General features: G+C 60.9%; 19 protein-coding genes and 1 tRNA gene. 19 read left to right on the top strand and 1 reads right to left on the bottom strand.

Features of this window, described 5'->3' with window-relative positions:
* Positions 1 to 46: 46 nt before the first annotated feature.
* The 19 genes from OGM60_06040 to rsfS all read left to right on the top strand — a co-directional run bounded on the left by OGM60_06040 (position 47) and on the right by rsfS (position 20,042).
* Positions 47 to 120 (top strand) — tRNA-Arg (locus OGM60_06040).
* A gap of 78 nt (positions 121 to 198) precedes the next feature.
* Positions 199 to 2,937 (top strand): HAD-IC family P-type ATPase, encoded by a 2,739-nt coding sequence (locus OGM60_06035; GenBank protein ID UYI98457.1) that lies wholly within the window; start codon positions 199 to 201, stop codon positions 2,935 to 2,937.
* A gap of 204 nt (positions 2,938 to 3,141) precedes the next feature.
* The gene (locus OGM60_06030; protein UYI98456.1) at positions 3,142 to 4,296 is read left to right on the top strand and encodes a zinc ribbon domain-containing protein; all 1,155 of its coding nucleotides are present in this window, start codon (positions 3,142 to 3,144) and stop codon (positions 4,294 to 4,296) included.
* A 105-nt stretch (positions 4,297 to 4,401) separates the two neighbouring features.
* Positions 4,402 to 4,944 carry a peptidylprolyl isomerase gene (locus OGM60_06025; protein UYI98455.1) on the top strand — a complete coding sequence of 181 codons (543 nt, stop codon included), beginning with the start codon at positions 4,402 to 4,404 and terminating at the stop codon, positions 4,942 to 4,944.
* A gap of 11 nt (positions 4,945 to 4,955) precedes the next feature.
* Positions 4,956 to 6,251 (top strand): tetratricopeptide repeat protein, encoded by a 1,296-nt coding sequence (locus tag OGM60_06020; GenBank protein ID UYI98454.1) that lies wholly within the window; start codon positions 4,956 to 4,958, stop codon positions 6,249 to 6,251.
* A gap of 127 nt (positions 6,252 to 6,378) precedes the next feature.
* Positions 6,379 to 7,410: a rod shape-determining protein gene (locus OGM60_06015; protein UYJ00167.1), complete on the top strand. Its 1,032-nt coding sequence runs from the start codon at positions 6,379 to 6,381 to the stop codon at positions 7,408 to 7,410.
* Positions 7,411 to 7,488: 78 nt separating this feature from the next.
* The gene (gene mreC / locus OGM60_06010) at positions 7,489 to 8,430 is read left to right on the top strand and encodes a rod shape-determining protein MreC (protein ID UYJ00166.1); all 942 of its coding nucleotides are present in this window, start codon (positions 7,489 to 7,491) and stop codon (positions 8,428 to 8,430) included.
* A gap of 12 nt (positions 8,431 to 8,442) precedes the next feature.
* Positions 8,443 to 9,009 (top strand): hypothetical protein, encoded by a 567-nt coding sequence (locus tag OGM60_06005; GenBank protein UYI98453.1) that lies wholly within the window; start codon positions 8,443 to 8,445, stop codon positions 9,007 to 9,009.
* Positions 9,010 to 9,022: 13 nt separating this feature from the next.
* Positions 9,023 to 11,092 (top strand): penicillin-binding protein 2, encoded by a 2,070-nt coding sequence (gene mrdA / locus OGM60_06000; GenBank protein ID UYI98452.1) that lies wholly within the window; start codon positions 9,023 to 9,025, stop codon positions 11,090 to 11,092.
* A gap of 9 nt (positions 11,093 to 11,101) precedes the next feature.
* Positions 11,102 to 12,328 carry an FtsW/RodA/SpoVE family cell cycle protein gene (locus tag OGM60_05995; GenBank protein UYI98451.1) on the top strand — a complete coding sequence of 409 codons (1,227 nt, stop codon included), beginning with the start codon at positions 11,102 to 11,104 and terminating at the stop codon, positions 12,326 to 12,328.
* 18 nt (positions 12,329 to 12,346) lie between these two features.
* Positions 12,347 to 13,276 carry a hypothetical protein gene (locus OGM60_05990; GenBank protein UYI98450.1) on the top strand — a complete coding sequence of 310 codons (930 nt, stop codon included), beginning with the start codon at positions 12,347 to 12,349 and terminating at the stop codon, positions 13,274 to 13,276.
* Positions 13,277 to 13,285: 9 nt separating this feature from the next.
* Positions 13,286 to 15,163 (top strand): TIGR03960 family B12-binding radical SAM protein, encoded by a 1,878-nt coding sequence (locus OGM60_05985; protein UYI98449.1) that lies wholly within the window; start codon positions 13,286 to 13,288, stop codon positions 15,161 to 15,163.
* Positions 15,160 to 15,972 (top strand): TIGR03936 family radical SAM-associated protein, encoded by an 813-nt coding sequence (locus OGM60_05980; protein UYI98448.1) that lies wholly within the window; start codon positions 15,160 to 15,162, stop codon positions 15,970 to 15,972. Before OGM60_05985 ends, OGM60_05980 begins: the two co-directional genes overlap by 4 nt.
* Positions 15,973 to 16,039: 67 nt before the next feature.
* Positions 16,040 to 16,414 carry a 50S ribosomal protein L21 gene (rplU, locus tag OGM60_05975; protein UYI98447.1) on the top strand — a complete coding sequence of 125 codons (375 nt, stop codon included), beginning with the start codon at positions 16,040 to 16,042 and terminating at the stop codon, positions 16,412 to 16,414.
* Positions 16,415 to 16,447: 33 nt separating this feature from the next.
* The gene (rpmA, locus tag OGM60_05970) at positions 16,448 to 16,705 is read left to right on the top strand and encodes a 50S ribosomal protein L27 (GenBank protein ID UYI98446.1); all 258 of its coding nucleotides are present in this window, start codon (positions 16,448 to 16,450) and stop codon (positions 16,703 to 16,705) included.
* An 85-nt stretch (positions 16,706 to 16,790) separates the two neighbouring features.
* Positions 16,791 to 18,257, top strand: a complete 1,467-nt coding sequence (gene obgE / locus OGM60_05965; protein ID UYI98445.1) for a GTPase ObgE — start codon at positions 16,791 to 16,793, stop codon at positions 18,255 to 18,257.
* 3 nt (positions 18,258 to 18,260) lie between these two features.
* Positions 18,261 to 18,938, top strand: a complete 678-nt coding sequence (nadD, locus tag OGM60_05960) for a nicotinate-nucleotide adenylyltransferase (GenBank protein UYI98444.1) — start codon at positions 18,261 to 18,263, stop codon at positions 18,936 to 18,938.
* Positions 18,939 to 19,025: 87 nt separating this feature from the next.
* A complete protein-coding gene (gene yqeK / locus OGM60_05955; GenBank protein ID UYJ00165.1) occupies positions 19,026 to 19,559 on the top strand; it encodes a bis(5'-nucleosyl)-tetraphosphatase (symmetrical) YqeK in 534 nt (177 codons plus the stop codon).
* 27 nt (positions 19,560 to 19,586) lie between these two features.
* Entirely contained in the window at positions 19,587 to 20,042 is a 456-nt protein-coding gene (rsfS, locus tag OGM60_05950) for a ribosome silencing factor (protein ID UYI98443.1), read from the top strand.
* Positions 20,043 to 20,136: 94 nt separating this feature from the next.
* On the opposite strand, the gene dinB is transcribed toward rsfS, so the two are convergent.
* Positions 20,137 to 21,390: a DNA polymerase IV gene (gene dinB / locus OGM60_05945; GenBank protein UYI98442.1), complete on the bottom strand. Its 1,254-nt coding sequence runs from the start codon at positions 21,388 to 21,390 to the stop codon at positions 20,137 to 20,139.
* Between the last annotated feature and the right edge of the window lie 66 nt (positions 21,391 to 21,456).

Genomic DNA, 21,456 nt, shown 5'->3' with positions numbered 1-21,456 from the left:
TTCTTTTGTTAGCCCGTGGCGCACTTGGGTATAATGCCAACCGTTCGCCCTATTAGCTCAGGGGATTAGAGCGTCTGCCTCCGGAGCAGAAGGCCGTTGGTTCGAATCCAACATGGGGCACCCTCGAACGTAAGACCGTCCGAACCTCGCATGGTCCGGGCGGTTTTCTTATACCGACGCGACGTGATGGGACAAGGTATGGCAGCAACGGATATCGAGCTCGGACTCTCGACCGCCGAGGTCGAGGAGCGCATCGCCGCCGGTAAGATCAACCGCAACATGGAACTCAAGACCAAGTCGGTCCGCGAGCTCATCATCGAGAACCTCTGCACGCTGTTTAACTTGATCAACGTGGTTTTGGCGATTTTGGTGTTGCTGACCGGTTCGTTTAAGAACCTGACGTTCCTGTTCGTGGTGTTCTTGAACACGGCAATTGGCGTCATCCAGTCCATGCGCTCCAAGCGGATGGTCGATAAGCTTACGCTGCTCACCTCTAAGAAGGCCATCGCGGTGCGCGACGGCGCCGAGGTAGAGCTCGACCTGGACCAGATCGTGCTCGACGATATCATTCGCCTGGGGCGCGGCGACCAGATTCCCGCCGACGCCGTGGTGGTGTCGGGTGAGGCACTCGTGAACGAGAGCCTGCTGACGGGCGAGAGCGATCTCATCAAAAAGCAGCCCGGCTCCGAGCTCATGAGCGGCAGCTTTATCGACTCGGGCCTGCTGCGCGCCCGCGTGATCCATGTTGGCGCCGACAACTACGTGGCCAAGATCAACAACGAGGCCAAGTACGTCAAAAAGGTCAATTCCGAGATCATGAATGCGCTCAACGCCATCGTGCGCTTTGCGAGCCTCATTATGATTCCGCTCGGCCTGGCGCTCTTTGCCTCGAGTGTGAGCGAGCTGTGGGATGCCGCCGGTACGCCGGGCGATAGCGCGCTTTCGTGGTGTTTTTCCGAGCTGCTTGCCGGTCGCGTGCCTTCGTCGGCGCTGCTGTCTACGGTGGGCGCTCTTTTGGGCATGATTCCGCAGGGCCTGGTGCTGCTGACTTCGTCGGTGCTTGCCATCGCCACGGTGCGTCTGGCGCGCCGCAAGGTACTCGCGCAGCAGCTCTACTGTATCGAGACGCTCGCGCGCGTCGACGTGCTGTGCCTGGACAAGACGGGCACCATTACCTCGGGCCGTATGGAGGTCGAGGGTACCTACCCGCTGCCTGTTGAGGGCGTTGGCTTTGGCGCGGACTCGGACGAGGCAGCTGTCCCTGTCGAGACCACGGTCCTGGATTTTGCGCTCGCCAACGTGGCGCGTGCCACCTCGGCAGACGCCAACGAGACCTGTCAGGCGCTGCTCAACTATTACGCTGACCGCCCGGTCGAGGTTTCCGAGCCGCTGTCTGTCATTCCGTTCTCGTCGTCCAAAAAGTGGAGCGGTGCGTCGTTTTCGCAGGGCTCCTATGTGATGGGCGCGGCGCAATTTGTGCTTTCGGAGCGCGCCTTTGCGCAGGTCGAGAACCGTGTGGCCGAGCTCGCCGATACCTGCCGCGTGCTTGTGGTGGCCCGTGTGGATGGCTTTACGCCCGACGGCGATATGTTGGGCGAGGCAGAGCCTGTGGGCTTTGTGACCATTCGCGATGAGATCCGCTCCTCGGCCGCCGAGACCATCGGCTACTTTAACGAGCAGGGCGTGACCCTCAACGTGATCAGCGGCGACGACCCACGCACGGTGTCGTCGATTGCGCGCGTGGTGGGCGTTCCGGGGGCCGATGCCTACGTCGACGCCACGACGCTCGATACGCCGTCCAAGATTGATGCGGCGGTTGACCGCTATCACGTCTTTGGTCGCGTGACCCCGCAACAGAAGCGCGAACTCGTGCAGGCGCTCAAGCGTCGCGACCATACCGTTGCCATGACGGGCGACGGCGTCAACGACGTGCTGGCGCTCAAGGAAGCCGACTGTTCCGTGGCCATGGCCGCCGGTTCCGATGCCGCGCGCAACGTGGCCGAAATCGTGCTGGTCGACAACGATTTTGCCTCGATGCCCGCCGTGGTGGCCGAGGGCCGTCGCTCCATCAACAACCTGCAGCGCTCTGCGGCGCTGTTTCTGACCAAGACGCTGTTCTCGATGGGCTTGGCGGCACTGTGTATCGCGTTTCCGCCGTATCCCTTCGAGCCGATCCAGATGACGCTCATCAATTTCTTCTGCATCGGCGCGCCGGGCTTTGTGCTGGGTTTGGAGCCCAACAACGCCCGCGTGAAGGGGTCATTCTTGACCAACGTGCTCAAGCGTGCGCTGCCGGCGTCGCTGGCGGTTATTATGGCTGCGGCGCTCGATATCTTTGTGGCGCGCGTGTTTGGCTTTAACCAGCTCACGCTTTCGACCATGTGCCTGCTTACGTCGTGTGCGGCGAGCGTGAGCCTGATCTGGCGCATCTCACAGCCGCTCACTCCCTTGCGCGTGGTGCTCTTTGTATTTGTCGTCGTCGGCATCTTGGCGGGTGTTATCGGATTCCCGGAGCTGCTGTCCATCGCTAATCTTTCGACGGGCGAGGCCGTTATCTTGCTGGCGATCGTCGTCTTTACCTGCACGGTGTTCTTTAAGCTCGCCACGATGATGGATTCGCTTAAGCCGCGCCGTCGCCATGCTGCCACTGGCTTTGGCCGTGGCGTTCGCGTCCGTCTGGGTCGCGGTGGCGGCAAGGTGAGCTCGACGGGCTCGACGGCCCAGCGTTTTGCCAAGCGCGTCGCCGCCGATATGGCGCAGCGCCGTGAGGGGCGCACCGCTCGCGAGGCCGAGGTTCGCGCGCTCGAGGGTGTGGAAAAGGCCCAGCCCAAGAAAAAGAAAGTTGCGGGCACCAAACGTTCGCAGGTGACCAAGTCCGCCCAGGGCATTAAGGTCTCGATGCCGAGCAAAAAGAAAAAGCCTGCAAAGAAGGCCTAGCCCCAGTTGCCCCGGGGATGATTTTTCTGGGACGGGATTAAAAAATCATTAGGTACACAATGATTTTTTAATCCCCGTCCCAGAAAAATCATCCCCCCAAAAAGACTACCCTGGCGATGTTGAATTGGTGCCTTGCCCCTGTGGGGGCGTGGCGATGCTATGCTCTAACTTCGACTGTATGAATTGCTCCGAAAAGAGGAAGCCGTGATCTGCCCGCATTGCCTTAAGACCATAGAGGACGGCGCCTCGTTCTGCCCCTATTGCAACGCATACGTTGGTCCGGGCGACGGTCCCGAGCATACCGAGTTCGTATTCTGCGATGGTTGTGGCGCACGCCTGTCCCCGCATGATCGCACCTGTCCCAAGTGCGGGCGCCCCGCCCCGGGCATCCTTTCCAAAGACGCGGCTGCATCCGATCTGGCAGCAGGCCGCACGGCCGGCTTTCCGCGCTTGACGCAGGAGCAGATCGATACCGAGGTGCCCCATGCGCCGGCCTCTGCCGCCGCGGTGCTCTCGGATGCCGCCGACCCCAACGAGACCTGCGTGCTGCCTGCCTTCGATAAGGACTTTGGCATCCCCAAGGTCGATATCCCCACACCGGTGTCCCTGCGCGATGATGTCCAGCCCAAAAAGCAAAAGGCCAAGCGCAAGGTCCATCCCGACGAGGATGCCTATCACAAGCACAAGCGCCATATCCCCAAACCGCTTATCGTCATCGCGGTGCTCGCCGCCGTGTGCGGTGGTGCGTATTGGTTTGTGACTGCCGATCCTATGGGCGTCATGCCCGGCTTCTACGACCAGTTTGGCCGGGCCGCCAAGACCACCTTCCCGTCGCGCCAAAAGGGCGAGGCCACCGAGAAAGAGTCCAAGCAAGAGGATGCGTCCGAGGTCGTTCAGGAGGAGACCATCTTAACCGACGACCAGCTCTACGCCAGGCTCGATGGCCTGTACCAGACCATCGTGTCGTACAGCGACGATGATCAGATCGGCGAGGTCATCGATTCGTTTAATAACGGCTATCTGCGTACGCCGCTTTCCACCCGCCAGGAGTTGTCGCAGAGCGCTTATGCCCTGCGCGATCAGATTAAAAAGACCCAGGATGAGCTCAATAACCTCAAGGTTCAGGACGACACCGTCTATGCGGAGGACATCGATCATCTAAAGCAGCTTGCCCAGTGGATGTACGAGCGTGTCGACGTGATCTGCCAGAGCTGGGATATCTCGCTGTCCATTCCCGACGGCGAGTCGCTGAGCGCCCGTCAGAGCGAGATCCTGGCGCCCATCGCACAAGGCGGCAACAGCGCGCTTAACCAGTACGACGCCAACGTGAGCGCATGGAGACCGCAGCAACGTTCGTAATTTGTTGCCCTCCGGCGGCATAACCTGCGTGCGCAATTGATGGAAGCCCGTGCTTATTGCTACAATTTGACCAAATATGCTTTAAACGCACGAGGAAGGAACCACATGTTTGGTTTTAAGAAAGAGCTCTACACGCCCGAGTATCAGCTTGCCGGCGATGAGTGCGCGGTGATCGAGACGTCGAAGGGCACCATCAAGGTCAAGTTTGACGGCGAGGGCGCCCCCATCCACGTGGCGAACTTCTGTGAGCTTTCCACGATGGGTTTTTACGACGGCCTTAAGTTCCATCGCTATGTGCCCGGTTTTGTGATCCAGGGCGGCGACCCCAATACCCGCGATATGTCCGGCGCCGATGTCGCCGCCGGCCTTGAGGGCCCCGACGGCATGCCCGGTACCGGTGGCCCCGGCTACTGCATCAAGGGCGAGTTCGCTACCAACCCGCGTAACAGCCACGTCGACGGCGCGCTTGCCATGGCACGTTCCATGGATCCCGATTCCGCAGGTTCGCAGTTCTACTTCTGCCTGGGTGCCCAGCACAACCTCGACTCCGGCTATACCGTCTTTGGCACCACGGTCGAGGGCCTCGACGTCATCTCGCAGCTGCGTGCCGGTGACGAGATCGTCCATGTCGAGATCGTTCACGAGTAAAGGGGACTTCCTTGAATAGCCAGCTGATCCAACAGGGCCGCGCCGCTTATCGCGCGGGTGATTATTCCGCTGCCGCCCAGATGCTCGGTGCGGCAAAGACCCCCGGTGAGATTATGGGCGAGGCCGACCATCTGCGCGGCAACGCCTTGATGCACCTGGGCATGTATGCCGAGGCCGCCGAGGCCTACGCCGCCGCCCTTAACGACGGTACCTATGGCAAGCGCGGCGCGCTGCTCACCAACCGCGGCAAGGCGCTTGCTGCCGTGGGTGACTATGTGACTGCAGCCCAGGCGTTCTCTGCCGCAACGCAGGATGCATCCTATGCCACGCCGTTTAAGGCCTACCTGGGTCTGGGCAACGCGCTGTTCCAGTCGGGCGACTATGCCAATGCCGGTACTGCCTTCCGTCAGGCTGCCATCGACGGCGCCAACCCGGCTCCTGCCGCCGCACTCGGCGAGCTCGGTCGTTGCTTCATTAAGCTCGGCCGTCCGGCAGACGCCGTAGAGACCTACCGCACGGCCATCGACTTTGCCGGTCCGCGCGACGACACGCGTGCGCTTAACGCCGGTATGGGCGAGGCGCTTTCCGCCGCCGGTCGTCCCTCTGACGCGCTCGATGCCTTTAACGCCGCCACTGCCGACGGCATCTACCAGCTTACGCCCGAGCAGTCCGACGAGCTTGCCCGCGTGCACGATTCCCTCGCTGCGCTTTCGGCCCAGACGGCCATGGCCACGGCGCCGGCTCCCGCGATGGATGCTCCCGCCGTCGACCCGCTCGACCCCACGGGTGCTACCGGTCAGTTTATGCCCGACCCCTCGGACACCGGCTTCTTCACCCTGTCCGAGTCCGAGATGGTTCAGCAGGACCGCAAGGAGGCCAAGGTCCGTCGTCGCCATCGCCACACGGGCCTCAAGGTCTTCTTGGTTCTGCTTCTGCTGATTGTCCTTGCCGCAGGCGGTCTTGGCTTTGCCTACACGCGCGGCCTGGGCTTCCCCTCGCAGGAGTCTGTTGTCACCGACCTGTTCCAGGCCGCCGGTGACGGCGATACCGCCAAGGCCGAGTCCTGTCTTGCTTCCAGCCTGTCCGAGGACGCCAAGGCGATGATCATCTCTTCGATCCCGCAGGGCGCCACCGTCTCCATCGAGGGCATGGATCAGTCTATGACCGAGACCACCGCCAAGGTCAAGGCGTCGCTGTCCAAGGGCGGCGAGCAGGAGTACACCGTCAAGTTCGTGCGCTCCGACAACCATATCGGTTGGGCCGTCTCCTCGCTTGATATCGATCTTTCGGCCGCTGACAACCAGTAGTGACCTTATGAGATTTGGCGCTGCCCGGTGCTTCACCGCAAGTGAGGCGCCGGGCTTGCGCTAGTATGATGGGCTAGTAGTTTTCCAGCAATCATCCAACACATCAGGAGTTGCGTTGTTTTCTTTGATGGATATGTTCTTCGGTAGCTATGCGGGCGATCTTGCCATCGACCTCGGCACCGCCAACACGCTTGTCTCCGTGCGCGGCAAGGGCATCGTCATTCGCGAGCCCTCCGTTGTCGCCATCGACAAGAACGATGAGCGCATCCTGGCTGTCGGTATCGAGGCAAAGCGCATGCTCGGCCGTACGCCCGGTAACATTGTGGCTGTGCGTCCCCTTAAGGACGGCGTTATCGCCGACTTCGACGTTACCGAGGCCATGCTTCGCTATTTTATCGACAAGGCGTCCGAGAAGCGCTATCCGTGGACCCCGCGTCCGCGCGTTGTCGTCTGCGTCCCCTCCGGTGTCACGTCGGTCGAGAAGCGCGCCGTTTTTGAGGCTACGATCCAAGCCGGTGCCCGCCAGGCATACCTGATCGAGGAGCCCATGGCCGCTGCCATCGGCGCCGACTTGCCTGTCGAGGAGCCGACCGGCTCCATGGTCATCGATATCGGCGGCGGTACCACCGAGGTCGCCGTTATCGCCATGGGCGGTATCGTCGTGTCGCAGTCCATTCGCATTGCCGGTGACGAGTTTGATCAGGCCATCCTTACCCACGTTCGCGATGCCTATAACCTGGCTATCGGCGAGCGCACGGCCGAGGACATCAAGATCAAGGTCGGTTCTGCCGTGCCGCTCAAGGACGAGCTCGACGTCGAGGTCAACGGCCGCGACGTGATCACGGGCCTGCCCAAGACCGTGCGCATCGAGAGCGAGGAGATTCGTCGCGCGCTCAATAAGCCGCTCGACGAGATGGCCAAGGCCGTCAAGGACGCCCTCGACGCCACGCCGCCCGATCTTGCCTCGGATCTTATGTACTACGGCATCCTGTTGACCGGCGGCGGTGCGCTGCTGCGCGGCCTCGACGTGCGTCTGCGCGACGAGACCGGCGTTTCGGTCAACGTCAGCCCTACGGCGCTCGACAACGTCGTCAACGGCTGCGCCCGCGTGCTCGAGGCCAACGCGTTTGACGGTGGCTTCGTCCAGACCAATGCTTAATTTCCAAAAGGTGGATTCCATTTGGCACGATCTTCGGGTTTCTCTTCAAATCTGAATACCAAGCGACAATCAACGGGTATGCGCCCGTTGATTGTTTTCAGCGTAATTTCGGTGCTGCTGCTTACGTTTTACATTCGCGAGGGTGAGGCGGGACCGATTCATGCCGTGCGTTCTGGCGTGACGACGATTACCTCGCCGGTGCGTTTTGTGGGCTCGGCTGTGGCCGCGCCCTTTAACGCAATCGGAAACGTGTTCTCAAACCTTACGGCTTCGCAAGACACCCTCGACGAGCTTAAGAGGCAAAACGAGGTCCTGACGTCAAAGGTTGCCGAGCTCTCCGAGGCTCAAAAGACCGCCGAGCGACTCGAGAGCCTGGTCGGTCTTCAGTCGACCTACAACCTCAAGTCCACCGCGGCTCGCATTGTCGGCGCGTCGGGCGATGCCTGGACCTCGACCGTTACCATCGACAAAGGCTCTGCCGACGGTCTTACCATCAACATGCCCGTGACGAGTTCTGCCGGTGTCATCGGTCAGATTATCGAGGTTTCGGCCAAGACCTCCACCGTCCGCCTGATTAGTGATGAGAACTCGGGTGTGTCCGCCATGGTGCAGGATACGCGTGCTCAGGGCATGCTGCAGGGGCAGCCCGACGGTACCCTGCGCCTGGAGCACGTGAGTGTCGACTCCGACGTGAAGGTGGGCGATATCATCGTGACCTCGGGCATCGGCGGCGTATTCCCCAAGGGCCTGCCGCTCGGTACGGTCTCGTCGGTGGAGAAGTCTGCCAACGATGTGTACTACACCATCGTCGTGCGCGCTCAGACAACGGCCGAAAACAACGAGGAAGTGCTGGTCATTACGTCGCTGACCGATGAGCAGTCGGCTTCGGACGAGGATGTGAGCAGCGCCAACAGTACGCCGCAGGGCACCTCGCGCGATGCGGCCACCAAGTCCAAAGATGAAAGCTCGGATGAAAACTCCGATGCGTCCGACACGACTGACTCGGGCTCGAGCGAATAGGGAGGCATGTCCATGGATCTACACGAACAGGGGACTGGCTCCCGCACTTTTGCGATTGCCGCCATTGTCTGCGTCCTGCTGCAGGCGGGCTTGGCGCCGCAGATCTCCATCGCGGGCGGTCGCGTCAACTTTATGATTATCCTGGTGTGCCTGAGTGTGTTTTCGGTCGATCCCACGCGGGCCGTCATCTGCGGTTTTTGCAGTGGCCTGTTCTACGACCTGTCGGCAGCCGTGCCGGTGGGCGTGATGTCGCTGTTGCTGACAGTGGGCAGCTTTGCCCTGACACACAGTGCCGCCGGTCAGACGGGCGGCACCCCGAGCGCTCGCGGCATCACGGTGGGCGCCTTTGCGCTTGCCATTAACGTGATCTACAGCATTATCTTGCTGTTTATGGGTCTGGAATCGAGTTTTGTCGTGGCGATCTTTGGACACGCCCTGCCGTCCTCGATTCTGACCGGCCTGGTCGCCGTTCCGTTTTTGATGTCCGGCGTCGCGCCGCAGTCTGGCTATGGGTTCTCCGCGCGCGGTGGGCGTCAGACGGGCATGCGCTTTAAGCCCAAGACCCGTAAGCTCAAATAGGGGAGGCCTGTAGATGTCTTCCCAGTTGACGGTTGTTGTCGCCGGTATCGTGCTTGTCGTGGCCATTGTGGTCGCCCTGGTCATCATGCGCCGCGGCGACTCCCGCTTTACCTACGACACGCAGCACGGAACGGCCCCGCGCGCCACCGAGGGCGAGGGCAATACGGCCGCTACGGCCTTTAAGGGCCGCTTTTCCATCCTCACCGCGGGCGTGGGTGCGATGTTTGCCGCGCTTGCCGTTAAGCTGTGGGGCATGCAGATGGTCTCGTCGGACTACTACGACAAGCAGGCCAAGAGCAATCAGACCCGTACCGTTACCACGCCTGCCGTGCGTGGCCGTATCTTGGACCGCAACGGCGTCGCACTGGTGCAAAACCGCCCCTCGCTCGCCGTCGTCGCCTATCGCGATCTTGCCGACGATAAGGTACTGGTGCGCCATCTTGCTAACGTGCTCGGCATGCCGTATATCGCGGTGCTGCGCAACATCCAGGACAATTCCGAAGGCGCGCAGAGCCTGCATACGATCGCGACTGACGTGCGCCGCTCTACTGTCGCCTACATTCAGGAGCACGCCGGTGAGTTTCCCGGCGTGAAGATCGCCGAGCGCACCGAGCGCCAGTACCCGTATGGCGAGACCGCCTGCCATATCTTGGGCTATACCGGCACCATTACCTCCGAGCAGCTCGAGGCGCAGAATAAGAAGTCGTCGGACGGCAACGATAGCGCGGCTGGCCAGATCTCGTATCAATCGGGCGATATTGTGGGCCAGGCGGGCGTAGAGATTTACTACGAAAATCTGCTGCAGGGCATTCGTGGTGAGCAGACCGTGAAAGTTGACGCCTCGGGTAACGTGACCGGTCAAGCCGGCGCCGTTCCCGCCAAGGCCGGTTCTGACATTAAGCTTACGCTGGATCTTAAGATTCAACAGGCCTGCGAGAAGGCTCTGGCGAATGCCATTGAGCTTGCCAAGACCACGGGTCATAGTGACGCCGGTAACGGCGCCGTGGTGTGCCTCGATCCCAACAATGGTGAGATTCTGGGTATGGCGAGCGAGCCCAAGTTTGATCCGTCGGTGTTCATCGGCGGCGTTTCCAACGACGTGTGGACCGAGCTCAACGACGACAAGGGTTCGCATCCGCTGCTCAACCGCGCCATTAGCGGCCAGTATATGTCGGCTTCGACCATTAAGCCGCTCTCGGCTCTGGCCGGTCTTGAGTTTGGAACCTATACCTCAGGCCAGACCACGAACTGCACGGGCTATTGGACGGGCCTGGGCAAGTCATGGGGTAAGTACTGCTGGCTGCATTCTGGCCACGGCACCATGACGCTGCAATCGGGTATTGCTAACTCGTGCGACCCCGTGTTCTACGATATGGGCAAGGCGTTTTTCTACAACGACCAGCATCCCGAGGGCCTGCAAGAGGTTTTTCGCCGTTGGGGCCTGGGCAAGACCTGCGGCATCGATCTGCCAAGCGAGGGCACGGGCCGCATTCCCGACGCCAAGTGGAAAGAGTCGTATTTTACCGACGCCTCGGCCGAGGACCGCAAGTGGAATGCCGGCGATATGACGAACATCGCTATCGGCCAGGGCGACATTCTGGTGACACCGTTGCAGATGGCCTGCGCTTACATGGGCCTTGCCAACGGCGGCAAACAGTATGTGCCGCATGTGTTCTTGTCTGCTGTCTCGCGTGATGGCGACGGCGATGCCTACAAATACAACGGCAAGGGCAAAAAGAAGCGCCTTGAGGCTCAAATTAACAACGATGCTGATCTTGCGCTGGTCCGCAACGGCATGCATGACGTGATTTACTCTGCGTCGACTTCGACCGCCGCGCACTTTAACTCCTTGACCCCCACGGTCTACGGCAAGTCCGGCACGGGCGAGAAGAGCGGCGAGGACGATTACGCGTGGTTTTGCGCCTACGCGCCGGCCGATGAGCCCAAGTACGTGATTGTTACTGTCTTGGAACAGGGCGGTGGTGGCTCCGATACCGCGCTGCACGTCGTGCGCGATGTCCTTGGTGCCATCTATGACGAGCCCGACACATCTTCTGCCACGGGCGATTCTTCGGTTCGATAGGAGGTTGCGATGGATTTTTCGCCGGCGGACCTGTTCCGCTCAACTAAAACCGGTTCCCGCAGCAGCCTGGACCGTGTCAACAAGCAGCTTTCGGCCTCGCGCGGCACGTTTCGCCAGAAGGTGCACATCGGCGTGCTGCTGGCAGCCTTGGCGCTCGTAGCCTATGGCGCCATCATCATTTGGTCGGCCTCGCAGTTTAAGGCCGACGCCTCATTCTCACGTCACCTGTTGGGCATCGGCATCGGTGCGGTGCTTGCGGTGCTCGTCTGGCGTACCGATCTGCGCGGCATCTCTAACTTCTCGACGGCGCTGCTCGTCATCGACCTCATTGTGATTTTCTCGCCCAAGATTCCGGGGCTGTCCTATACGGGCGGTCTGGGCATGACGGGCTGGATCAAGATTCCCGGTATCGGTCTTACCTTCCAGCCGGTCGAGCTCGCCAAGCTCATCACGATCTTCTTTATCGCCACGCTTGGTTCGCAGTACAACGGCCGCATCGATACCGCCCGCGACTACATTAAGCTCTGCGGCATGCTTTCCGTTCCGTTTTTGGCCGTCGTCGCCATGGGCGACCTGGGTTCGGGCCTGGTCGTGTTGGTGTCGGGTGCCGTTGTGATCTGCATGAGCGGTGCGCGCCGCGAATGGGTGCTGTCGACCTTGGCTCTGCTCGTGGGTTTGGTGGCGCTCATCCTGGCGCTCGATTCTGTGCTCGATTCTCTTTTGGGCCATGACGTTTTGATCAAGCAGTACCAGATGAACCGACTGACCGTCTTTATCGACCCCGATAATGCCGATTCGGACGATGCCTACAACTTGCAGCAATCGCTCATCGCGGTTGGATCGGGTGGCTTTTTCGGTAAAGGTCTGGGCCATGCGACGCAGTCTGCCGGTGGCTTTCTGCCCGAGTTCCACACCGACTTCGTCTTTGCCTTTTTGTCCGAGACCTTTGGCTTCTGCGGCTCCTTTTTGCTGCTGTGCCTGTACGTGCTGCTCATGTTCTCGACGATTCGCGTCGCCTTTAAGTGTGAGTCTCTGTTCCTACGCTTGTCATGCGTGGGTATCGTCGGCATGTGGGCATTCCAGACCTTCGAGAACATCGGCATGTGCATCGGCATGATGCCGATTACCGGTATTCCGCTGCCGTTCATTAGCTTCGGTTCGTCCTCGATGATGATCCAGTTGCTGACGGTGGGTATCGTACAATCCATATGGCGGCATCGTTCGGGCGCCGCGTAACCGCTGGAGGGGTTTGCTATGAAGATTCCCGTGGACAAGCTGACCCGCGTCTTTAAGATGGGCGCGACCACCAAGAAGGATTCCGACACGCCGGTTCGCGTGTCCGTCTACCTCGATTCGTCTGCCTCGCGTTTTTTGGTCGAGACGGTGCGCGATGCTTTCGTGCCGCAGACGACGTCTGGCATTGTGCGCGTTGAGCGCCTGGGTGAGGACCGTATCGTCCCCAAGACCGATACCGACGTGGTGCTGGTCCTTTCGTGCGGATCCGACCGTCTGGAGAGCGCTGTACAGGAGCTTGTGATTGCCGGCGCCCCCGTGTGCGTGCTGGCCGAGTCTGCTGTCGAGGTGCCTTTTATCCAGGAGTCCACGCCCATGCTCGGCGCGGTGGCGGCCACCGATAAGACGTATCTGCTCGAGACGCTTGCCCGCTGGATTCTCGATCGCACGGACAAGGAGACGGCCTTTGCGGCGAACTTTGTTTTTATGCGTATTGCGGCCGCTAACCGCATCATCACCTCGTGCGCGCTTACCAATATGGCGACGGGCGCGCTGGTGTTTTTGCCGGGGGCCGATTATCCCGTTATGGCGCTGGCGCAGGTGGGCATGCTCTTTGAGCTCGCGGCCATCTTTGGACGCGGTATTAAGCCCGAGCGCGGTTATGAGGTCGCGGGCGTGCTTGCCGGCGGCTTGGTGCTCCGCGCCGTCACCCGCGCCCTGGTAAAGCAGACGCCGCATATTGGGTTTGCCGTCAAGGCGCTGACCGCCGCCGCGGGAACCTATGGCATGGGCCGTGCGCTCGTGTCGTTGTATGAACGCGACATCGACTACAGCCGTGCCAACGAGGTGGCTGCCGCCACGTTCTCGCGCGTCCGCGACCTGGTGACCACGGTTGCCGGCGCTACTCGTCCCATGGGTCCCTTTGAGGACGCATCTGATCTCGCTGCTTAGGGGTTTCTTTTGCGCGCTGTGTACCAAGACTGTTTTCATTTGATTGAGCCCCTGCTCGCAAAGGTCGAGAAGCCGAGTCGCTATATCGACCATGAGTGGGGCACGCTCTCCAAGGCCGATGCCGACTACCGCTGCTGCATGATCTATCCGGACGTGTATGAGGTCGGTCTGCCCAACCAGGGCATCGCCATTCTCTACAACATCCTTAATCAGGCCGAGGGCATTTCCTGCGAGCGCGGCTATGTGCCGTGGCCCGACATGGGCGACGCCATGCGCGAAGCGAACATTCCGCTGCTGTCGCTCGAGGGCGCGGCGCCTGTGGCCTCGTTCGATATCGTCGGCATGCATGTGCCGCACGAGATGGCCGTCACCAACTTCCTCGAGGCGCTCGACCTCGCCGGCATTCCGCTGCTCGCGGCTGACCGCACCGAGGGCGACCCCATCATCATTGCCGGTGGTCCCTCGGTCTATAACCCCGAGCCGTATGCGGCCTTCTTCGATGCCATCCTGATCGGCGAGGGCGAGGAGTCGCTGCTCGAGGTTTGCCAGCTGCATCGTCGCCTGCGCGATGAGGGTGTCTCGCGCGCCCAGATTGTCGAGCAGCTCGCGACGGTCGGTGGCACCTATGTGCCGTCTCTGTATGAGGTGCGCTATGACGAGCCCTGCTCTCCGCATGGCTACACCGTGCCGCGTGAAGGCAAGGACGTCCCTCCGGTAGTCTATAAGCGCGTCGTTGAGGACTTTGGCGCTACCAATCCGCTGTCGCAGTCGTGCGTGCCCTACGCGCAGCTCGTTCACGACCGCCTGTCGATCGAGATTCTGCGCGGTTGTGCCCGCGGCTGCCGTTTTTGCCAGGCCGGCATGACCTATCGTCCGGTGCGCGAGCGCTCGGCCGACCAGATTGTGTCCTCGGTGATCCAGGGCTTGCAGAAGACCGGCTACGACGAGGTGTCGCTCACCTCGCTTTCGACCACCGACCACTCCTGCATCCGTGATGTGCTCGGTAGGCTCAACCGCCGCCTGGAGGATACGGGCATTCGCGTGTCCATTCCCTCGCAGCGCCTGGATTCATTTGGCGTGGATATGGCCGAGTCGGTCGCCGGCGAAAAGAAGGGCGGCCTGACGTTTGCCCCCGAGGCCGGCAGCCAGCGCATGCGCGACATCATCAACAAGAATGTGACCGAGGAGGACTTGGACCGTGCGGCTAAGGCGGCCTTCGAGGCTGGTTGGAACCGCATGAAGCTCTACTTTATGATGGGCCTTCCCGGCGAGCGCGACGAGGATATCGTGGCCATCGCCAACCTGGCCGACCATGTGCTCGAGCTCGGCCGCTCCGTGGTTCCCAAGGCGCGCCGCGGCTCCATCTCGGTGTCCATCTCGGTGTCGGTGTTTATTCCCAAGGCCGCCACACCGTTCCAATGGTGCCCGCAGCTCGATTACGACGACGTCAAGCGCCGTCAGAAGCTCCTCATCACGAGCGTTCGCAACCGTGCGGTCCGCGTGCACTACCACGATGCCGAGACCTCGCTTATCGAGGCCGCACTGTCTCGCGCCGGTCGCGACATGACGCCGGTCATCATCGACGCCTGGCGTGCGGGCTCGCGTTTTGACGCGTGGGTGGAGCATTTCTCGCTCGATAACTGGAAAGAGGCGGCGGCCAAAAACGGCATCGATCTCAACGAGCTCGTGCACCTGCCCTACGAACTGGACTGGCGCCTGCCCTGGGAGCACGTGAGTCCCGGCTGCTCGCGCGGCTTCCTCGAGCGCGAATACCGCCGCTCGCTGGAGGGCGTCACGACACCCGACTGTACCCGCACCTCGTGCACCGGCTGCGGAATCTGCCCCACGCTCCATGCCAAGAACGTATTGGTGGGTGATCGCGCATGAGTGAGCGCCTGACCGACAACCCCACGCTCTTTAGGCTTCGCGTTCGCTATGGCAAGCGTGACCGTCTTAAGTACCTGGGCCATCTCGAAGTGATTCATACCATTGAGCGCATCGTGCGTCGCGCGGGGCTGCCCTATGCCGTGACGCAGGGCTTCTCTCCGCACATGCGCGTGGGCTTTTCGTCGGCGCTGCCGGTGGGAACGTCGTCGACCTGTGAGTGGTATGACCTGTTTATGACCGAGTTCGTCGCACTCGACGAGGCGTTTGAGCGCCTAGCGGCGGCATCTCCGGCCGATCTTGCCCCCATCGAGGCGGCATACATCGACGTGCGCACACCGGCGCTGACAGCGCAACTCACGCGTCTGTCCTATCGTATCGACTTGCATCTGAATCCCGAGGCGCCGGCGTCCGCCGACGAGGTGCGTCGCGCAATCGATATGCTGCGCGCGGGCCACGGCATCGACTACGCACGCGGCAAAAAGAGCAAACGCCTGGACTTGGATCATACGCTCGTGGGCTATGAGCTCACGGCAGGGGAGCGCCCGGACCATCTGGTGCTCATGCTCGACACACATGCCGATAATGAGGGCTCCATGCGTCCGGAAATTTTGCTTTCCGCCGCTGATGTTTTGTTGCAGGGCTTGACCCCGGGCGTCGATGCACCTATTGTTTCCACCGGTATGCAAGACCTCGTGACCATCTGCTCCTACGATGTCGAGCGTCAGAATCAAGCATGCGAGGACGACGAGGGCCGACTCGTCAGCCCCATACCTGTGCGAACTTGTGGATTTGCTCCACATACTCGTTGACGGGGGTATTATCGCCTGCTACTATATTCGGCTGTTGCACTAACTGATGCATGAAGGGCAAGTAAACATGTACGCAATCGTTAACACGGGCGGCAAGCAGTACAAGGTCGCCACCGACGATGTCATCACCGTCGAGAAGATCGAGGGCAATGAGGGCGATAAGATCACCCTGCCGGTTATCTTCCTCAACGATGGTAAGAAGATCGTCACCGATCCCGACAAGCTGGCCAAGGCCAAGGTTACCGCTCAGATCGTTGAGCAGTTCAAGGGCGAGAAGCAGCTGGTCTTCAAGTTCCACAAGCGCAAGCGCTATCGTCGTCTGAAGGGTCACCGTCAGCAGCTCACCAAGCTGAAGATCGTGAAGGTTCAGGCTACCTCCCGCGCCAAGAAGGCTGTCAAGGCAGAGGCTGAGGCTGTTGCCGAGGCTCCCGTCGCCGAGTAGATTACACTCGTAACGAAAGAGTAGGTATACACAATGGCACACAAAAAAGGACTCGGTTCCTCCCGTAATGGCCGTGACTCCCGCGGTCAGCGCCTTGGCACGAAGCGCTATGCCGGCCAGACGGTAACCACGGGCACGATTCTCGTCCGTCAGCACGGCACGCACATCCACCCGGGTGAGAACGTTGGCCGTGGCAAGGACGACACGCTGTTCGCGCTGGTCGACGGTACCGTTGAGTTCCACAAGGGTATCAAGCACAGGGTCAGCGTACGCCCGCTCGCGAACGCGTAATTCACCCTTCATAGAGCACATATGTGGGAGGCACTTGAGTTTTAGGATTCAAGGGTCTCCCTCTTTTTTGTAGGAGGCGATTCTGTTGTCACAGTTCACCGATATCAGCCGAATTAACGTTTGCGGCGGCGACGGCGGAGCCGGATGCATGTCGTTTAGGCGCGAGGCATTTGTTCCCAAGGGCGGCCCCGATGGCGGCGACGGCGGTCGTGGCGGCAACGTCGTCATTCAGGCCGACGCTCAGCTGTCCTCGCTGATCGATTACCGCTTTAAGCATCACTTCCGTGCTGAGCGCGGAACGCATGGCCAGGGTGCCCGCCGCAACGGCAAAAGCGGTGAGGACCTGATTTTGAAAGTCCCCATGGGCACCGTAGTCCGCGAGCTCGATCCCGAGACGCAGACCCCGATGTTCGAGATTGCCGACCTGGTGCACGACGGCGAGCGCGTTGTCGTGGCGCCCGGTGGTGCTGGCGGTCTGGGCAACACTCACTTTGTGACGTCGGTGCGTCGCGCGCCCGCGTTTGCCCAGCTCGGCGAGCCGGCTGAGGAGCACTGGATCGAGCTCGAGATGAAGCTCATGGCCGATGCCGCGCTTGTGGGCTTTCCCTCGGTCGGCAAGTCCTCGCTCATCGCGCGTATGAGCGCTGCCCGTCCCAAGATTGCCGACTACCCGTTTACCACGCTTGTGCCCAATCTGGGCATGGTGCGTGCCGGCGAATATTCTTACGTCGTTGCCGACGTTCCCGGTCTCATCGAGGGCGCGAGCGAGGGTCGTGGCCTGGGCCATCAGTTCCTGCGCCACATTGAGCGCACGGCCTTGATCATGCATGTCGTTGACATGACGGGCGGGTTTGAGGATCGCGATCCGGTTGAGGACTATCGCATTATTAACCGTGAGCTTGAGCAGTATGGCGCTGAGCTTTCGGAGCGTCCGCAGATCGTCGTCGCCAACAAGTGCGATGCGCCGGGCACGGCCGACAAGATTGCCGACCTTAAGCGTGCGGCGCTCGACGACGGGCATATGTTCTTTGCCGTGTCCGCTGTGACGGGTGCCGGTCTCAACACGTTGATGCTTGCCGTGGGCGAGCAGGTGGCCAAGCTCCGCGCTGAGCTGGCGGTCTCTGATGAGCCGGTCGATTTGCGCGACGAGGAGTGGGAGCGTCGCCGCCTGCAGCGCGAGAAGCGGTTCCGTATTGTCCAAGAAGAGCCTCATGCCTTCCGCGTGGTCGGTCGCGCCATCGAGCGCTTGGTTATCCAGACCGACTGGGAAAATGAGGAGGCCGTCATCTATCTGCAGCATAAGTTTTCCCGCATGGGTGTTGACGATGCGCTCGAAAAGGCCGGTTGCCGTGCCGGCGACGAGGTTCGCATTTGCCAGCGCGCCTTTGACTTTGAGGGCGCCGAGGACTTCTCGGAGTTCGAGGACGAGTTCGAGGATGCAGACGTTGAGGTTATTGACGTAGCGGCCGAGGGTGCGGACGTGGCTGATGCCACCGAGGGCTCCGAAGGCACTACCGAAGTCAACGTTGTTGAGACCCCGGAGGGCGAGTAAGCCATGTCGCTGCGCGGTGGAATCGGATTGCCTGAACTTCCCATCAAGGATGGACACGAGTTTCGGCTTGGCATTATGGGCGGCACCTTTGACCCGATTCATTACGGGCACTTGGTAACCGCTGAGCAGGCGCGTGAGTCCCTTGACTTGGACGCCGTGCTCTTTATGCCTGCGGGCTCGCCTGCCTTTAAGCTCGACAAACCGGTGACGCCTGCTGAGGACCGTTATGCCATGACGGTCCTCGCGACCGCCGCGAACCCGGCCTTTTTGGCAAGCCGCTTCGAGATCGATCGTGCCGGTGTCACCTACACAGCTGATACGCTGCGTGCCCTTCGCGAGTTTTACCCGCCACAGGTGAAGCTTTATTTTATTACGGGTGCCGATGCGATTATCGATATTGTAACCTGGCACAATGCAGATGAGATTGCCGAACTGGCAACCTTTATTGCTGCGACGCGTCCTGGCTTTGACATCGATACGGCCCGGGCGCGGATTAAGGAATCGGGGCTGCCATTCGACGTGCGCTATATTCAGATTCCGGCGTTGGCGATTAGCTCGACTAACATTCGCAAGCGGGTTGCCCGCGGCATGAGCGTGCGCTATCTTACGAGCGAGTCCGTGCTCGGCTATATCCGTAAACGCGGCCTGTATGCCGATCTTGGGCAAGACGATTTTGATTGATGGGGGAGAACGTTGTCGGTAGAAGATCAGTTTGAGGGCGACGAGCGCGCGCTCTTGACGCGTATCCACGAGTTGCTCGATGTTCGCATGAAGGATAAGCGTAAGCGCTACGTGCATTCGCTCGGGGTTGCCGAGACTGCGTTGCGCCTAGCCGAGGTGTACGGTGTCGACCGCTTTGATGCCGCTGCCGCCGGCCTGATCCATGACTGGGACAAGGTGCTCTCCGACGACGAGCTGGTCACGCGCGCTCTGCATTACGGCATTAAGATTGCCGGCTCTCCGTCTGCCGCGACGCCGCTTTTGCATGGCCCGGTTGCCGCCTATGAGCTTCCGCAGCTTTTTCCCGAGCTGTCGCCGGCGGTCTTTCAGGCTGTCGACCGTCACACCGTGGGCGCTTGCGACATGACGCCGCTCGATATGGTGGTCTTTGTGGCCGATGCCATCGAACCCAACCGCCACGGCGATTATGCCCATGCGCTGCGCAAGATGGTGGGGAAGTCCTCGCTCGACGAGTTGTTCTTCTCCTGTTTTGCGCAGGGTCTGGTCTATGTGATCCAGACCGGGCGTTATCTTTATCCCACGGCTATTACGATTTACAACCATTACGCCCAGCTGCGCTAGCTCGGGCTGTCTAGAAAGAGGTATTCCATGGCCGACGAGACCATGACCGACGAGCAGATTCTTGAAAGCGTGGAGCACAAGAGTTTCGTTGCCACGCCCGACCGCACTGCCGCCTCGCTGTCCGCGAGCGGTGTCGCCGCCGAGGATGTCGCCCGCGCCGCCGCGCAGGCCGCCTACGACAAGAAAGGCGAGGACGTTCAGGTGCTCGACCTGACTGAGCTTTCTGATGTGTGCGACTACTTTGTCATCGCTACCGGCACCAACAACCGCCAGGTCGATTCCATCGTTGACGAGATCGAGGAGAAGGTCGCCGAGGCTTGCGGCGAGCATCCGTTCTCCATCGAGGGCCGCGAGCAGAAGACCTGGATGCTCATGGACTACGGTTCGGTTGTCGTCCACGTCTTCACTCCCGAGGCGCGCGAGTTCTACCGCCTCGAAAAGCTCTGGGGTGACGCCCCCCAGCTTTCCCTTGACCTCCTTTAGTAGTTCATTTGGGACGGGCTTTTTAGCTAACCTTTACCGTTCGCCGGGCAGCTGCATCATTCGCAGCTGCCCGGCTTTCTTTTTGTCTAAGGGACTAATCGTTGAAGCGGGATTGGCGGCCGAAGGAGAGAGCGGTGTCGCCGAACTTGTCTCGGACGGCGTCGATGGCGACCGAGAGGTCGCGACGGTCGCTGGATTGGGCTCCGCGGTCGTCGATTTCGCAGAACAGGTCGGTCTGGATACCGCCCTGATGGTCGAAGTCGCTCATGCCGACGCCCGCCAGGCGCACATGCATCCCTTCCTGCCAGATGTTGTCGAGCAGTTCGAGCGCCACTGCCACGAAGATGTTCTCATCGTCGGTCGGATGGGGCAGCCGGCGCTGTGCCGAGCGACCGCTTCCATACGAATACTTGAGTTTGAGCGTCACCGTGGCGCCCGTTAGTCCCTGACGGCGCAGACGGCGTCCCACTGACTCTCCCAATAGCGCAATCGCCGCTTCGATGTCCCCACGCTCAGTTAAATCTTTCGCAAAGGTGCGTTCATTGCTGACCGACTTGACCTCGCGCTCTTCATCGAGGCTCGTGACTTCGGAGAGTTCGAGTCCCAGCGCACGCTGGCGCATGCGTTCGCCGTTGATGCCAAAAATAGAGGCCAAGGTGGATTTCGGTGCGCGGGATAGCTCGCCGAGCGTGTAGATGCGCATGCGGCGCAGTCGCTCTTCTGCCGAGCGCCCGATGCCGCTCATGGCAGATACCGGCAGCGCTGCCAAAAAGCGCTGCTCGGTTCCGGGGCGCACGATGGTCAGCCCAAATGGCTTGTCCCGCTCGCTTGCGATCTTTGCGACCGTCTTGTTACAGCCCACGCCAATGGAGCAGGTCACCCCCAGCGCCGCCACACGATCACTGATGCGCCGTGCAACCAGCAGCGGGTCCTCGGGTGCAAAGCGACCTGGCGTGATGTCGATAAAGGCCTCGTCGATGGATACGCGCTCAACGCGCGGGGTCTCGTCGGCGAGAATCGCCATGACCTGAGCGCTGACCTCGTGGTAGCGATCGAAATGCCCATGCGTCCAAATGGCCTGCGGACAGAGGCGCCGTGCCTCGGCCGAGGGCATGGCAGAGTGCACGCCAAAGCGACGTGCCTCGTATGAGCAGGTGGACACGACGCCGCGGGAATCGGCATCGCCGCCCACGATGAGCGGCTTGCCGCGCCACTCGGGATGGTCGAGCATCTCCACGCTCGCAAAAAACGCATCGAGATCCATGAGGCCCACCGCCGGTCCCGTCCAGGGCGGAGGCGTGACGCCCGCAGCATCCTCATAACCGTATGTATGTTCGCGTCTTTTCATGGCATGAGTATACCGCGCAGCTCATGTGGGGTGCGTGGATGTGCTTGCAAATCGCGAATTCTTGTC

Source organism: Coriobacteriaceae bacterium (genome assembly GCA_025757745.1).
GTDB lineage: Bacteria > Actinomycetota > Coriobacteriia > Coriobacteriales > Coriobacteriaceae > Collinsella.
Note: the sequence above shows the minus strand (reverse complement) of the source record. Positions and strands in the feature narration are given on the sequence as shown.